Genomic DNA, 15,490 nt, shown 5'->3' with positions numbered 1-15,490 from the left:
CTTCATCATTAGCGCTTTAAACGCCCCATCAAAATAATGAAATAAGGCGCTCCAACCAGCACTAATACTAATCCTGCTGGCAATTGCAGCGGAGCAAACGCGCTTCTTCCTAACGTGTCTCCCAACACAACCAAACAGGCTCCAATCAGAGCCGATAGCGGAATCAATGCACCATGGCGGTTTGAACAAAAACGTCGTGCTATATGCGGAGCGATTAACCCTACAAAGGTTAATGTACCCGCCGTCGCAACAGAAGCAGAGGTTAACGCGACGCTCAGAAACAATAGAAATGGCACTGTCTTCCGGTTATCAACCCCTTTGGAAAACGCGACCTTATCACCTAGAACAAGCAAATTAAGTTGTCTAAAACTAAGCCAAATTAGAGTGCCAGGAATAACTAGCCAAAATACCATGACATAAACTTGTTGCCATGAGGTCTGATAAAGACTTCCTCCAAGCCACATTAGAGCTGACTCCACCAACTCAATATCACCATAGGTAATCAACATCTCAGTAAATGCACTTAACATCGATGTTATACCGACACCGACCAAGACCAAACGCACAGGCGAATATCCTGCCGCCGAAGACAGTACCCAGATGAAGGTGGCAACAATAAACCCTCCAAGCATGGCGGTGACAGGTAAAAAAACAATAGGAATGACACTGGGTAAGATGACAACAAAAACCAACATAGTCGCACTCGCCCCCGCCTCGACACCAATTAGCCCGGGGGATGCCAATGCATTGCGAGTAATCGACTGCAACACCACTCCGGCTATAGCGAGTGCCGCCCCACACAACGCAGCAGCAAACATCCTAGGCAAACGAAACTCCCATATCACTTGCACCAACCTATCCGGCATAGAGGCAGGATCAAAGACAATACTCCAGCTATCCCATACAGATAATTGATAGCTGCCTGTCGCAGCAGACCAAAGAAACAAAAACACCAGCATAGCAATGAAAAACATTAACCAAAAAAGGTCGCTCGCCCGAGCATGAAAATTTACTTTAGAAGAGAAACCTAGCCTTAATGGACGAGGTGAAAAAAGAACCGCTTTCATCGCATTTTCCCTAATACCAGTGCAATAAAAACAGGCGCCCCAACAAAAGCAGTTACGATACCAGTATTAATTTCGTAAGGCCTGAGAATCATTCGCGCTGCAATATCGGATAACACCAACAAAAGCGCACCCAGCAACAAAGAGTAAACAAACAGCCAGACATAGCCATTTCGAATCAACAAGCGAGCCATATGTGGAACAACCAGCCCTACAAAGCCAATTGGCCCTGCGACGGCCACCACGGAACCGGATAGGATCACCACCAACACCAACCCACTTAGCTTTAGGAGCATGACATTGACCCCCAAACTCGCAGCAACTCGCTCACCAAGATGAAACGCGTTTAACGATCGAACCAATACAAAGCTATAAAGAACCGCGCCCAACAAGTAAGGATACACCCACTCTAATTTTTTCAGATCAGATGCCCCAATAGCGCCTGTTAACCAATGTCGCAATTTATCCAGTCCTTGCTGATCAATCAGTAGTAAAATCGCAGTCATGGACGCAAACAAAGCCGTGATTGCCACCCCGGCTAAAATCAATCGTTCAGAATTCTGTTGACTACCACTTAGAGCCATCACCAGTAGCGCAGCAAACGTCGCTCCTAAGAAAGCAAAAACGGGGAGATAGTGATGACTTAACGATGGCAAGAAAAGTAGACTGGCAACAACAAAAAAAGCAGCACCGCTATTAATCCCCAACAACCCAGGATCCGCCAATGGATTACTGCTGATTGCCTGCATAATGACACCAGCAAGCGCTAATGCAGCCCCCACCATCAAGGCAACTAATAGTCGAGCTTGACGGCTTTCGCGGACAATAGCTTGATCTAAATCGGATGGGTCATAGGCTGTTAAGGCATGCCAAATGGTCATCCAATCTAAACTTTTTGCGCCAACACTAAGATGCACAAAAGAAGCAAGAAGCAGAACCACACATAGAACAAACGCCCCACTTAACCGAGATAAGGAAAGGCGCTGCGTTATATAGCTGGGAGAATGTACTTCCATCATCATACTCGCAGCTCACCTTCTAATTTTTTTGCAGACTGGATATCAGATTGTTTATTTACTGAAACATTGGCATCGACAACAGGCAAGGCAATCGGATTATCATTATGAGGATCACGGACAATATGGGCATCCAGACCAAACACCTGCTGTAGATTGTCTTTCGTGAAAACCGTTTCCACCTCGCCTTCACAATAGACTTGCCCTGCTTTCATCATGACAAGACGATCCGAGTAAGTTGCCGCTTGGTTCAGATCATGCAGCACAGCAATGATGGTTTTTCCTTTGGACTTGAGAGAAGAAATCAGGTTCATCAACTCAGCCTGATGAGCAACATCGAGATAGGTTGTCGGTTCGTCCAACAGCAAAACAGGAGAATCTTGTGCAAGGGTCATTGCAATCCAACAGCGCTGACGCTGACCGCCTGATAGTTGCTCAAGAGGAGTATCTAGATAGTCAGATACACCCGTTACCTCAACAGCCTCATTAACCGCTTTTTCATCTTGGTCAGACCACTGCCTCCACCAACTTTGCCAAGGAAAGCGCCCTTGCATAATTAACTCACGTGCGGTCAACCCTGCAGGACTCGTTGCGACTTGCGGCAGCAGTGCCAAACGTTTTGCCACCTCTTTTCGACTTAACTTCAGTAAAGGTTCGTCATTTAATTGAACATGTCCAGATTGTACGGGTAGCAACCCTGAAATAGCATGCAGCAGCGTCGTCTTACCGCATCCATTAGCGCCCATTAGGGTGGTAAATTCGCCTTCAGGAAAATTAAGCGACACCTCGTTTAAAACCTGCTTTTTTTTATAACCTGCACTCAGGTACTCGACTACCAACATTCGAACGTCCATTCTCCAAAAACGAAAAATCGGCGCCACTTAAAAAGTGACGCCGTTGTTATATTCCAAGCGATCTAAAGACTTAGAACTCTAGACGAGCTGTTGCATAAAAAGTACGTGGGTCGCCAACGCTAATTCGGTAAACATTACTACCACTGGCAGTGTAATAGGTTTCATCCGTAAAGTTTTTAATTCCAGCATTAAGACGAAGTTTCATTTCTCCGCTAAGTGGTAAGTAATACCAAACTGCAGCGTCATAAACCGTGTAGCTAGGTAAAACAAAGGTATTGGCATCGTTACCGAAACGTTTATCGACATACTCTGCCCCGAGCCCAAATCCTAGACCGGCTAAATCACCATCCTGAATTTCGTAGGATCCCCAAAGTCGAGCTTTGTTTTCAGGAATATTGTACGGAGTATTTCCATCTTTCTCGCCATCATTCGATTTTACAATTTCAGCATCTATGTAAGAGTAGGACGCAAGAATATTCAACCCTTCAATAAATTGCACAGTACCAGTAATATCAACCCCATTGGATTCAGTTTTACCAATAATAACAATCTTATTGTCGCCATCTTGACCCGCAACATTCTCCCGCTCAAGTTTATAAGCAGATACCCCTAGACGCAGCTTATCGTCGAAAAAGCTAGACTTAAATCCGACTTCTACTTGTTTCGCTGTTTCAGGCTCAAATTCCCCAGAATAGACTCCTTCGGTAACAGAAGGAAAGTTTGGTTGGAATGACTCTGCATAAGATACGTAAGTAGTAAGATCATCATTGATGTCATATATCGCACCAAGCTGTCCACTAACATTATCATTTGAGTCATCAATATCTTGAGTTTCAGGGGTAGTAAGCGGAGTGTATTGAACTAAATTAGCAACACTGTAATAGTTAGTATTTTTACCTTCCAAATCGTAATAATCGTAACGAAGACCCGCCAACACATTTAGACGATCCGTTAAATAAGATAAATTTTGAACTGATAAACCTATCTCATTCGTGGTTGTATTACTGTGACTTATGGTTGAAGTACTTAGTTTAGAGTTCGAGGATTGAGTCGCGCTAATATCAATAACATTTGCATCAAAAAAGCCAACTGCATTCGGAGTAACTAAAGCTACTCCATCTTTCGAATCTTCTTTTTTGCTATGTAAATTTGCTCCTACATACAAAGTATTGTCTACACCAGCGAATTCAAAATCTCCAGTTAGGCTATTCGAGATGAAGAGGTCGCTTGCTTTAACATCGTTTGAATCAGCTCGTCGGATTGCCAGATTGTTACTTTGAATACTGTTGACGGGGCCAGAACCGAGAATCGATGCTTCATCATCAAAATCTGCAGGCGTATTCGTTAACCCTCGAATAATACGGTTTTGATAGTCATCAAACTCTTTCTCGTAATAGCCAGCTTTAAACTTGTTTGTCCAACCATTCTTAAGTTCGTGCTCCCAGTCAAATTGGAGTAAATCCTCTACACTATCACGAATATCGTATTCACTACCCAACATGCGTTCTCTTGGTATATCAGCAATAGAGAAGTTATCATTTCCATCGTTCACCATCACTGTACCACGATCAATTGGGAGTTCTTGTTCGGTGTGACTTAGGCGAACAGTGAAGGTATTTTGATCGTCAGGGGTATAACTCAAAGACGGCGAAACCATCAAGCTTTTACGCTCGGTATTAAATGTACCATCTTCCGTAACCACCTCACGGAAGGTTTCAGAATCTTCACCACTCATAACGATTCGGTATTGAACTTCGTCAGAAAGAGAGCCTGTACTGTCTAATGTCAGTTTTTGCTTTCCGTATTCGTCTAAATCGACTTGCACAGAATAGGCACTTTCAACCTGTGGTTTCTTGGTAACCACATTCACCATGCCACCAGGGCTAACTTGACCATGTAACACAGACGCAGGTCCAAGAACGACTTCAACACTTTCAATATTGGCGACATCAATATTGTAACGACTACTTACAGGGTTACCGTCGACAAATAAATACTTATTTCCAATTCCTCGTATGTTCACTTCGGTTTCTGCACCACCAAAACCATCAGAGCGGGTTACTGCTGCGGAGTTTGATAACACATCATTAAGATCTTTTGAATTCTGATCAAGAATTAACTGTTCCGGAATAACTTGAACGGTACGTGGAATTTCGTCGATATCCGCATTAAAACCAGTTGCCGATTCCGCTTCATCAAACTCATAACGACTCAAATCTGTACCACGAACAACAAGCATATCAAGTTGCTCAGTTGAGTCTGCATCGGTATTAGCATCAGCAGCAATGACCATTGGGATAGCGAACAAAGATAGCATCCATGCTCCTATAACTTTCTTTTTATTTTCGCGGTCGACTATACGAGCCACTACCGTCTTTTTCATGAGTTATCTTCCTATGCTATTTACAAAACCAAGTTATTAATTTAACTAAATTTACAAAACTAAATGCGAATTATTATCGCTATCAGTTTCACTGTCAATATTATGTAAAATTCAATTGGTTAAATTAATTCAATTACATTGATAGTTTTAGGCTAATATTCAGAAGAAAAATTCTTTGTTAGACACTAGGGGGATGCCCAGAAAAAGCCAGTCGGCAATAGAGAAGTTGGTGACGTGATCAACAATCATGAATCTATCTACTCAAAACCAAGTAGCTCGTAGTTTGTTTTATAAATAGGATGACGTAGAGAAAGCTTCAGGATAAGCACTTTTATCTAATTAAGCCCAAGCTTGTTGAGTAGATGTAAAATTTAAAGGTTAAAAAATCGGGAAGTAAACTGCTAAATTCACTAAATTCTCCCTCAAACCATTTAGTGATAACTCTTATCCACTTTCCGCGTTCCAATTTTGCAATCCGTGCTCCATATCCCATGTTTGAGCATAATCTGAAAATGGCTTGCGCTTCGCTTTAGAAGTACGTTTAGGGGTACCAATAGATAACACGCCGATAATGTTATCCTCAGGCTTTAATTGCATCAGATGACGCAGATCGTCATCCGCATCAAGAGAATGCCAAATTCCAGCAAACCCCAGAGCATGAGCCGCCAGTAAAATATGTTCACAGGCGGCTCCGCCCGCTAGATGTTGATCAAACACCGATACATGGTGATCTAAAACAATTTTAGAACACACGAAAATCATCAGAGGAGTATCGGTAATCTCCGAAACAAAAGCCTCTAGGTGTTCAGACGACATGGCATTCGCATACTTCTCTTTGACAAGTAAAGATAAATCTCGAATCCCCTGCCCTTGTACTACCACGAAACGCCAGGGTTTTAAGTTTCCATGATCTGGTGCGGTCATTGTCGCTTGAAGAATGATTTCAAGCTCAACCTCACTTGGAGCAGGTTCTATCAGATTCCCCCGAGCATAAGATCGCCTGCTCATCAATGCTTCAATTGCATCCATTACCTTTTAACACCTTTCACTATGTCCGCTTTCTCAAACAATGAGTCCACACTTTCGTCAAATGTACTGATTTGGCCTCTGTCTAGCTTATAAAGCCGATCCGCTGCATCAAAGTAACGATCATCATGACTGATTGCAATAATTGTCTTATCCGCTGCTTTTAGCTCTGGCAGAATTTCTCGATAAAAAACATCGCGGAATACCGGATCTTGATCAGCCGCCCATTCATCTAGCAACAGTACTTGTCGATCTTCCATATAGGTCAAAAGCAAAGCCAAGCGCTTACGCTGTCCCTGAGACAATGAAGTAGTAGATAATCGCCCATCCTCAATTGAGACTTTATGATCAATCGCAAGACGTTTCAGATAATGCTCAACACGCGCATCAAAAAAGCGTTCAGAAGAAGCATCTGACGGCTCTGAGCCTTTTCGACCAAGCACGTCATCGAATAAAAAGAAATTTGGAAAGATAGTCGAGAAACAGGCTCGGTAGCTCGTAATATTATCTTGGTTCACAGTCACACCATTAAATAAAACCGTGCCATCAGTCGGCAAATACAAACCCGTTAATAATTTCGCGAGTGTCGATTTGCCACTGCCATTTCCACCAATTAGAAAAACAAGTTCGCCACGCTTAAGCTGAAAATCAACTGGCCCCAGCTCAAAGCCAGTCTCGTCACCTTGCTGGGGATATTGATAACAAGCGGCTTTCAATTGAAGTGATTCAAACGAAATATCCTGAACCGTCTCACTCGCTTCATCCGATAACTCCGCCTCGGCTAAGTTCAGTTTATCAATGGCTTTCAGTGCGACCGTCCCCCGTAATACCGCCGGAATCGCTTCAAGAATCATTGCAATGGGGGTACGTAAAAACATGGTAGTCAGAATATAGCCAACCACGACATCTTGGGAAATAGACTCTAATGTCATCCCTAAAAAGAAGACCAAGCCAATCAGAGAAAATACTAAGACAGTCGTCCAGTTTAAGTTAATTGCCCACAGAAGATCCGCTTTGATCGCCGTATCCATTGCCCCTTTAGCAGCGGGCTCTAAACGACGATCAAAAAGGTACTGGCGACGCAGTTGACTCAAACCAAGCTCATTTCGCCCTTCGATTACCGCTTCATACTGCTCAAACAAAGCTTCATCATAGCGACGCACATCAGCCATCATTTTCTTAATTCGCCCGACTAACTTAAAGTCGCCCCACACGCCGAGCGCCACAAGCAACACTGTGCATAAGAAAAGTACTGGAGAGAGCCACGCTAGATAGCTAATTCCCGCGAGTAAGAGAAGCCCATTATACAAAGACACGGGGAGCTGCTTTGTCGCGTTCGCAACCATTGTGACATCGCGAGTCAGGACATTGTAGAGTGCAGGTCCACCGAGTTGTTCCTGACGTTCTAACGAGGTATTGAGAATGCGTTTAACGAGCTGCAAACGCAGTTGATAAACCATTTTATGCCCAAGACCAACCAAAAGTGACTGAGACCACACCCCACTCAAAAACAAGATGGCGACCATAGCTAGGTAGGCAAGTACGGCCAATGTTAGCGATTCAAAACCATTTTCAAGAGTGTAATTCACGCCGCCAATAATCATTACACCCGCTACCGCACTTAAAGCGCTAGCGACAATAGCCAACACCATAGTGCGTCGAGATTGCGCTAATAATTGTTTAATCATTTCCATATTTAGGCAGACTCCTCAGCGCTTTTATTCCACAGATATATTACAATTTAAACATACTGCCCAGCAGCAAAGCCGCTACTCCAAGCCCATTGGAAGTTATAGCCACCAAGCCAACCGGTCACATCAAGGACTTCCCCAATAAAGTAGAGCCCTTTTTGCTTTTGCGACTCAAAGGTCTTAGAAGACACTTCTTTGGTATTCACTCCACCTAATGTCACTTCTGCGGTGCGATACCCTTCTGTACCATTGGGTGCAACATCAAAATGACTTAGATATTGGAACAGTTGCTCAATTTGCTCATTAGACACTTGTGCAAACTTTTGGTCTAACCAAGGGAATTCTGCTTTGATTAAATCAACTAACCGCTTTGGCAATTCGTTGGCAAGATAGTTCTCTAGCGTTTTTTTAGGCTGTTGATCGCGCGCTTGATTTAGCGCTTCAAGGCTCAGATCGGGAGCAATATGAATTTGTAATGCTTCGCCCGGTTGCCAAAAATTGGTAATTTGTAAAATAGCAGGACCACTGACACCACGATGGGTAAACAGCATAGGCTCTTCAAACTGAGCTTCATTAGCGCTAGCACGTACATCACAAGCAATACCGGATAAAGCAGCAAGTTGTTCTTTTCGTTCCGGTTGAACCGTAATTGGTACTAAACTGGCGCGGGTTGGCAAAACATCGTGACCAACTTGTTTCGCTATCTCATAGCCGAAGCCCGTCGCACCCATTGTTGGGATCGACAAACCACCAGTAGCAATCACTAATGACTCACAAGAGAACACACCTTGATTTGTCGTTACTACCGTTATGTCATCTTGATACTCTACGTTTAAAATACGAGTATTCAGCTTTACTTGTGCACCAGACCATTCCAATTCCGTCATGAGAATCGCCAATAAGTCTTTCGCAGAGTGCTCACAAAACAGCTGTCCAGGAGCTTTTTCAACATAATCTAAACCATGACGATCCACTAAATCGACAAAGTCCTGTGGTGTGTAGCGGCGCAATGCTGAGATGCAAAAGTGAGGATTATCCGATAAGAAATGTTTAGGCGCGGCATCCATATTAGTAAAGTTGCAGCGACCACCTCCAGACATAAGAATTTTTTTGCCTGGTTTATTCGCGTGATCAAGTACTAAAACGTTTCGGCCTCGATACGCTGCCATCGCTGCGCACATTAAACCTGACGCTCCTGCTCCAATTATGATCACATCTAGCTTATCCACAACCTACCTCACGTTAATTTTGGCTGCATTATAGTGCCTTAGCTGTATTTTTTCATTGCTTACTCACTCCCTCCTATAAAAATAGGCAAAATTTTATTGTGCATTTTATTTTCCACAGAATCCGTGAAGAAGCTTGTGGGAAGATTGTTTTTTCCTATGTTTTTCAATCAATTACACAAAATCAAACATTTTTTATTTTTTCTTTACAAAAAAGGTAATAAGACAAAAGCAAGTGTTTTTTTAAAAAAGTTCATAAATTCATCATTCTGAGGCTTTACATATAAACTGTATACTTATACAGTACTGTATAAACAAACAGTAAAGATTCATATTCTTAACATGAAAATAAGGATTTGGTTATGATTAAGCGCTTTGCCTCTGCCCCTAGCCTTCAAAAATTGGCTCTATTAGGACTTGCTGCCCTCGCTCTGTATGCACCAGTCAAAGACCTTATGGATTACACGGGAACCTTGTTTGCTAAACAAAACATCCAGATTGTTGATGTCTCATTTGGCGCCAACATGCCATGGCAAAAAAATCAGAGCCATTACTTGAATGTCAGTAACAATGCTCAAAACAGTCTTTCACGGGCTCAAGTCATTTACACCAAATTGCGTTTTGAAAACCCGACATCAGAACCACAAACCTACCGTAAGATTTGGCTTAACTTTTCCCATGACAATGGCGATTTGGAATACACAACCGACTATACGCTTTACAATAAAGAAACTCGCCAACGCTTAATTGGTCAATCAGTGCAAGTTGGACCGCACAGCTCTGTCGACGTCATTGCGGCTTATCGGTTTATTCCAAGCTATAAACATAAATCTCCCGTCAGCATGAGTGTTTCATGGGAAGGTAAAAGCTTGTTGCGTGAAAAAGCATGCGAATACGATTTAGCTAAAACAGCAGAAAATGCCTTTTATCATCAATGCGAGCGATAAGCTGAATTTATCAATCGACTAAGTGGTTAACATTAAAATACAAATCACGTAAAAAGCGTGTAAATGGACGCATTGATAATCGTTTTCATTTCAAATATAGTGTTGCAACAATTCAATATAGGAGCATCCAAATGAAACGATTACTAACCCCCGTTGCGGTTTGTGTAGCAGGAGCGCTACTAACTGCATGCGGCACAACCAATGTTAAAAATGATTCCACTTCTGTCACCGCAGACTCTGTTGTCACCCATTACGCAGACATTGCTGAAGCCATTTATGGTGACTCTCTAACAACCGCACAAGATCTTCGTGCATCGATTAATCGTTTCCTAGACAAGCCTACTGAAGCTAATTTAAAAGCGGCCCGCACTGCTTGGGTGGCTTCTCGTGTTCCTTATCAACAAAGTGAAGTTTACCGTTTTGGTAATGCCATCGTTGATGACTGGGAAGGTAAAGTTAATGCTTGGCCACTTGATGAAGGCCTTATCGACTACGTATCCACTAGCAGTTATGGAAGTGAATCAGATCTAAACCCACTGTACACAGCGAATGTTATTGCTTCTAAGAGCTTGGTAATTGGCGGCCAAACCGTAGACACCAGTAAAATCACACCAGAACTTATTGCTGAATACTTGCAAGAAGCAGATGGTGTAGAAGCCAACGTCGCCAGCGGTTACCATGCAATTGAGTTCCTACTTTGGGGTCAAGACTTACATGGTACTAACCCAGGCGCGGGTGAGCGTAAAGCTACCGACTTTGACTTAAACAATTGCACCAATGGTAACTGTGATCGTCGCCGTGAATACCTAACCGCTGCAACAGATTTGCTAATCTCTGACTTAGAAGAGATGGCTGATAACTGGAAACAAGGTGGCGCAGCACGTCAAGCCTTACTAGATCAGTCTACTAAAGAAGGCCTTTCTACTATCTTAACCGGTATGGGCAGCTTAGCTTACGGTGAACTAGGTGGTGAGCGTACTAAATTAGGCTTGATGCTGCATGATCCCGAAGAAGAGCATGATTGTTTCTCTGACAACACTCACTGGTCACATTACTACGATGCAAAAGGCATTAAAAATGTTTACCTAGGTGAATACCAACGTGTCGATGGTAGCTGGGTTAAAGGCGCGTCTTTATCACAATTGGTTGCACAGCGAGATGCTTCTCTAGACAGTAACATGAAGCAAAAATTGGATATGACCGAAGAAGCGGCACAAGCTATGGTCGATGCCGCGGCGCAAGGTCAAACATTTGATGTTCTGATTGCGATGAACAACACACAAGGCAACCAGTTGGTCCAAGACTTTGTTGATTCCCTAGTGTTAGAAACCCACGTAACGGAAGAAATCATTCAGACCCTTGACCTACAAGGCATTGCATTAGAAGGTTCTGATAGCCTTGATAACCCAAGTGCTGTATTTGAATAATACCACTGGTATCGAATCATCCTAATGCGATAACAAAAGACAGTCGCGTTATAATAGGGAAGGCGTGAAGTATCGAGTCGTAACAGACTGGGTATTTTGCCCCTTCCCTTTTACATGAGTATAGGGGCACAAGACGTTTGTGTAATGAGTCAATAAATGGTGTTTGCCTAACCTATGACCAGATCGAAAAATGACAACATACTAGTGTTAGCTGGTCTTTTTACCAGCTTTTTTGGTTTTACTAATATTTCAATTGCCAGTGAATATTCACAGCCTTTGCCGAATTTATCCGCAGAAGAAAAGCTGGAATTTCGCATTGGCGAGGGCGTATTTCAGAAATTTTGGGTCCCCTCACCCTCCTCTACAACCGCCAGTGATGGTTTAGGGCCTCTGTACAACACTCGCTCCTGTAACAATTGCCATATCAACAATGGTCGTGGCCATGCGCCAGAAGCTCATATAAGTGGTGCCACTATTCCTTCGTTTATGGTTCGTTTTGGCAAACGCTATCCAGACGCAACGAATCATCATGATGGCATCTACTCTCATATTGGAGACGCACATTATGGTGGCCAGCTCCAAGGTCAAAGTGCTAATGGAACACTCCCCGAAGGCGACTTTCACCTGACCTATCAAACTCATGTGGAGGTGTTAGCAGATGGTCATAAAGTATCTCTTCGAAAGCCGGTTCTGCACTGGGACAAATTGCATTATGGTCCTTTTGAAACCGATACAGGATTCACCTTGCTTAACACCCCTTCATTGGTTGGTATGGGATTGCTCGACAATATTCCTGACCAATACATAATGGCCAATGCCGACCCAATCGATACAAATCAAGATGGTATTAGTGGAAAAGTTAGCTGGATCCCAGGGCAGCACAAACCAGTTATTGGTCGTTTTGGTTATAAAGCCTCTACACCCAGCGTCACGGCACAGAACCAACTCGCATTTAATACGGATTTAGGATTATCGACCCTTCTTTTTCCGGCTCCTTCAGGTGACTGTACCCCATTACAAGTAGAGTGCCTAAACAGCCCTAATGGCAACAGCTCGCACCTTAATAATCTCGAGGTCGATAAACAGCAATCTCGACTGGTCGATTTATTCGTTTCTTTAGCAGCACCACCAGCCATGCGAAATTTATCGGAACCTGACTTCCTAGCGGGAAAAGACATTTTCATCGACGCCGGTTGTGCTAGCTGCCATACACCCAAAATGGTCACCGGCAATGACTCACCTTATCCAGTCTTAAAAAATCGCACTTTTTACCCTTTTACCGATATGCTTCTACACGATATGGGAGCAGAATTACGCTCTGGGTTTCCTGTTTATTCCGCCGAACCTCAAGAATGGCGAACCGCTCCCCTTTGGGGAATTGGCTTATCCGAGAAGGTATCCGGACGAGTCGGCTTTCTTCATGACGGGCGAGCTCGCACGATCGAAGAGGCTATTTTATGGCACGGCGGCGAAGCCCAATCGAGTCAACAAGCTTACAAACGTTTAAGCAAAGAATATCGCCAAAAACTCATTTATTTTCTGGAGTCGTTGTAATGAAGTACCTTCCAAAAATCATGGCTGTTGCGATTAGCGCCAGTGCCCCTTTATTCGGTTTTGCAGGACAATGGCAAGGCCCTTTAAATGGCATTATCTCTGACGTTATTCGCAGCGGCTATGACTCTTATGCCGTTTCTGCTAATAGCCTTGCTCAACAAACCAAGCAATTATGCAGCGTTCCAAGTAAAGTAAACCAAGCTGAGACGCAAATCGCTTTCCAAAAAAATGCACTCGATTGGCAGCAAGTTCAATGGTTAAACTTTGGCCCTGTTACTTACTTCATGCGCTACTATGCATTCGAATATTGGCCAGACAAAAAAGGCGTTACTCAACGTCAATTACGAGCACTGGCTCAGCAAGACCCAAGTGTGATGGAGACGCCTAAATTTTGGACTTCGGCCAGTATTGCTGTGCGTGGCCTAACAGCCATTGAAAGCCTTTTGTACCACCCAGACTTCTCGCCAATGCAAAGCAAAGACCACTGTCACCTATTAAAGAAAGTGACAGAGCATCAATTTAGCAGTGCCAATGACGTGGCCAAGCAGTGGCAAGGCAGCCGAGCACAAGATTGGGTATTTGCAGAAGATGGCGCGGAGTTTGATGCAGAGCAAGCCGCACTGGAGCAAGTGCTACAACAGTGGCTTGAGCACATGTCTGCCGTTAAAGACGCCAAGCTGGAAACCCCAATTGGCTACAATGGACATGAAAACCTAAAACTGGCGGAATTTTATCGCAGCAATCTATCATTACCTTCTATTCAAGCCAATTTTTTGTCTTACCGTAAAATTTACCATGCTGGCCAACCTTCACTGTACGACATCGCACAGCAACAGTACCCCAAGCTAGCCGATCAACTTGAAAAGACTTTAATTAATAATCAGAAATTAGCCCTACAATTGCCCGCAGATTATTTTCAATCTGGTTACTCAAAAACTCACCGCATTGAAATGGCGACACCACTGATTAAATCCATTTCAGCCAGCCAAACCTACTTGACTCAACTGGTTACCCAGCTTGGTTTCCAGATTGGCTTTAATAGTCGAGATGGAGATTAGGATGTTATCACGACGACATTTCCTAGCGCTGAGCGGTGTGCTTGCCAGCGCACCGTCTTGGGCTTCAATTGCCGTTTCTGAGGATAAAAGCTTATTCGCTTCAGCTTTCTCACAGAGTAAAACAGAACATTTTTTTGGTCTATTTGACGTCAAGGGTAACCTAGTTTGGCAAACCGAGTTACCGGATCGAGCTCACGCACCAGTTGTCCACCCAAACCAGGCAATTGTTGGTATTGTGGCACGACGACCTGGCTTTTTTATTGATTTTTTTAATGTTGCAAGTCATGAAAAAATCATCCGCATTGAGCCTGAAAAAGACCACCATTTTTACGGTCATGCACTTTTTACACGAGATGGGCAGCGCTTAATCACGCAAGAAAATCACTACCCGTCTGGTGAGGGTAAGGTGTTTGTTCGTGGGTGGCCAAGCGGCCAAATTCTAAACGTGTTCTCAAGCCATGGCATTGGCCCCCATGAATCGGTTTTACTTCATGATGACGTTTTGGTGATTGCCAATGGCGGCTTAAAAACTCACCCAGATAATGATCGCAACATTCTTAACTTGGATACCATGTCACCAAATGTGACCTATTTATCATTAAAGGATGGCAAACCATTAAATCAAGTTGCTAACCCCAAACATTTACATCAGCTAAGCATTCGCCACTTAGATGTTAATCAGCAAGGCACTGTGGCACTTGGTTTTCAATATCAAGGCCCACTATGGGATCAGGTACCATTGGTTGCTTTATCTCGTATTGACCAGCCAGAGTTAGATTATTTACCCATCCCAGAACAAGTGAGAGCTCGTTTTAAGCAATATTGCGGTAGCGTGTGTTTTGATCAGTCTGGGGAAGTATTAGCCATTAGCACCCCTCGCGGCGGTTTTGTCGCCTATTGGCATGTGGACACAAAAACCTTTCTAGGCGTAGATAACTGCCGCGATGTTTGTGGTTTGGTCGCTCACGAGAATGCGCATGAGTTTATTCTGACAGCTGGTACTGGCAATCAATATGTCAGCAATCCGGTTCGTGAACACATCGATTTGATCAATAAACACCCAACAGTTCACTGGGACAACCATTTACGGCAAATTAATACATAATTATTTAGATATAAGCCCTTTCTTGCATGGTCAAAGCCACTATTTTTCGGTACTGTCTAGAACAAGCCGTTTTATGTGGCTTTTTTCTTTTTACATTATGAAGTTGATTAATGTTGATAGACTCTCTTAAGCAGTATTT

The 15,490-nt window shown here is 43.4% G+C and carries 12 protein-coding genes; 5 read left to right on the top strand and 7 right to left on the bottom strand.

Annotated features, from left to right (window positions below; all coding sequences use genetic code 11):
- Positions 1-8: 8 nt before the first annotated feature.
- The 7 genes from DFP76_RS13820 to DFP76_RS13790 all read right to left on the bottom strand — a co-directional run bounded on the left by DFP76_RS13820 (position 9) and on the right by DFP76_RS13790 (position 9,215).
- Positions 9-1,067 carry a FecCD family ABC transporter permease gene (locus DFP76_RS13820; RefSeq protein WP_113875207.1) on the bottom strand — a complete coding sequence of 353 codons (1,059 nt, stop codon included), beginning with the start codon at positions 1,065-1,067 and terminating at the stop codon, positions 9-11.
- Positions 1,064-2,086: a FecCD family ABC transporter permease gene (locus tag DFP76_RS13815; protein WP_245931946.1), complete on the bottom strand. Its 1,023-nt coding sequence runs from the start codon at positions 2,084-2,086 to the stop codon at positions 1,064-1,066. Before DFP76_RS13815 ends, DFP76_RS13820 begins: the two co-directional genes overlap by 4 nt.
- Positions 2,083-2,922 (bottom strand): ABC transporter ATP-binding protein, encoded by an 840-nt coding sequence (locus DFP76_RS13810; RefSeq protein WP_113875206.1) that lies wholly within the window; start codon positions 2,920-2,922, stop codon positions 2,083-2,085. Before DFP76_RS13810 ends, DFP76_RS13815 begins: the two co-directional genes overlap by 4 nt.
- Positions 2,923-3,004: 82 nt before the next feature.
- On the bottom strand, positions 3,005-5,317 hold the full coding sequence (locus DFP76_RS13805) for a TonB-dependent siderophore receptor (protein ID WP_113875205.1): 2,313 nt from the start codon (positions 5,315-5,317) through the stop codon (positions 3,005-3,007).
- Positions 5,318-5,761: 444 nt separating this feature from the next.
- Positions 5,762-6,346, bottom strand: a complete 585-nt coding sequence (locus tag DFP76_RS13800) for a nitroreductase family protein (RefSeq protein ID WP_113875204.1) — start codon at positions 6,344-6,346, stop codon at positions 5,762-5,764.
- Entirely contained in the window at positions 6,346-8,037 is a 1,692-nt protein-coding gene (locus DFP76_RS13795) for a cyclic peptide export ABC transporter (RefSeq protein WP_113875203.1), read from the bottom strand. The genes DFP76_RS13800 and DFP76_RS13795 overlap by 1 nt, the downstream gene beginning before the upstream one ends.
- 47 nt (positions 8,038-8,084) lie before the next feature.
- Positions 8,085-9,215: a BaiN/RdsA family NAD(P)/FAD-dependent oxidoreductase gene (locus DFP76_RS13790; protein WP_425451759.1), complete on the bottom strand. Its 1,131-nt coding sequence runs from the start codon at positions 9,213-9,215 to the stop codon at positions 8,085-8,087.
- 407 nt (positions 9,216-9,622) lie between these two features.
- On the opposite strand from DFP76_RS13790, the gene DFP76_RS13785 reads away from it, so the two are divergent.
- The 5 genes from DFP76_RS13785 (at position 9,623) to DFP76_RS13765 (ending at position 15,351) form a co-directional block, all read left to right on the top strand.
- A complete protein-coding gene (locus DFP76_RS13785; protein ID WP_113875201.1) occupies positions 9,623-10,207 on the top strand; it encodes a hypothetical protein in 585 nt (194 codons plus the stop codon).
- Positions 10,208-10,338: 131 nt separating this feature from the next.
- Positions 10,339-11,634 (top strand): imelysin family protein, encoded by a 1,296-nt coding sequence (locus DFP76_RS13780; RefSeq protein ID WP_113875200.1) that lies wholly within the window; start codon positions 10,339-10,341, stop codon positions 11,632-11,634.
- Positions 11,635-11,808: 174 nt separating this feature from the next.
- Positions 11,809-13,188 (top strand): di-heme oxidoreductase family protein, encoded by a 1,380-nt coding sequence (locus DFP76_RS13775; RefSeq protein WP_113875199.1) that lies wholly within the window; start codon positions 11,809-11,811, stop codon positions 13,186-13,188.
- A complete protein-coding gene (locus DFP76_RS13770; protein WP_113875198.1) occupies positions 13,188-14,246 on the top strand; it encodes an imelysin family protein in 1,059 nt (352 codons plus the stop codon). Before DFP76_RS13775 ends, DFP76_RS13770 begins: the two co-directional genes overlap by 1 nt.
- 1 nt (position 14,247) lies before the next feature.
- Positions 14,248-15,351, top strand: a complete 1,104-nt coding sequence (locus DFP76_RS13765) for a DUF1513 domain-containing protein (protein ID WP_113875197.1) — start codon at positions 14,248-14,250, stop codon at positions 15,349-15,351.
- The last annotated feature ends 139 nt before the right edge of the window (positions 15,352-15,490 follow it).

The sequence above is a fragment of the Marinomonas aquiplantarum genome, assembly GCF_003314975.1.
Classification (GTDB): domain Bacteria; phylum Pseudomonadota; class Gammaproteobacteria; order Pseudomonadales; family Marinomonadaceae; genus Marinomonas; species Marinomonas aquiplantarum.
This window is presented reverse-complemented; position numbering and strand designations above follow the sequence as displayed.

Excerpts from the sequence above, each read along its gene's own strand:
- DFP76_RS13820 (WP_113875207.1), bottom strand. The coding sequence starts at position 1,067 with ATGAAAGCGGTTCTTTTTTCACCTCGTCCATTAAGGCTAGGTTTCTCT.
- DFP76_RS13815 (WP_245931946.1), bottom strand. The coding sequence starts at position 2,086 with ATGATGATGGAAGTACATTCTCCCAGCTATATAACGCAGCGCCTTTCC.
- DFP76_RS13810 (WP_113875206.1), bottom strand. The coding sequence starts at position 2,922 with ATGTTGGTAGTCGAGTACCTGAGTGCAGGTTATAAAAAAAAGCAGGTT.
- DFP76_RS13805 (WP_113875205.1), bottom strand. The coding sequence starts at position 5,317 with ATGAAAAAGACGGTAGTGGCTCGTATAGTCGACCGCGAAAATAAAAAG.
- DFP76_RS13800 (WP_113875204.1), bottom strand. The coding sequence starts at position 6,346 with ATGGATGCAATTGAAGCATTGATGAGCAGGCGATCTTATGCTCGGGGG.
- DFP76_RS13795 (WP_113875203.1), bottom strand. The coding sequence starts at position 8,037 with ATGGAAATGATTAAACAATTATTAGCGCAATCTCGACGCACTATGGTG.
- DFP76_RS13790 (WP_425451759.1), bottom strand. The coding sequence starts at position 9,215 with ATGTGCGCAGCGATGGCAGCGTATCGAGGCCGAAACGTTTTAGTACTT.
- DFP76_RS13785 (WP_113875201.1), top strand. The coding sequence starts at position 9,623 with ATGATTAAGCGCTTTGCCTCTGCCCCTAGCCTTCAAAAATTGGCTCTA.
- DFP76_RS13780 (WP_113875200.1), top strand. The coding sequence starts at position 10,339 with ATGAAACGATTACTAACCCCCGTTGCGGTTTGTGTAGCAGGAGCGCTA.
- DFP76_RS13775 (WP_113875199.1), top strand. The coding sequence starts at position 11,809 with ATGACCAGATCGAAAAATGACAACATACTAGTGTTAGCTGGTCTTTTT.
- DFP76_RS13770 (WP_113875198.1), top strand. The coding sequence starts at position 13,188 with ATGAAGTACCTTCCAAAAATCATGGCTGTTGCGATTAGCGCCAGTGCC.
- DFP76_RS13765 (WP_113875197.1), top strand. The coding sequence starts at position 14,248 with ATGTTATCACGACGACATTTCCTAGCGCTGAGCGGTGTGCTTGCCAGC.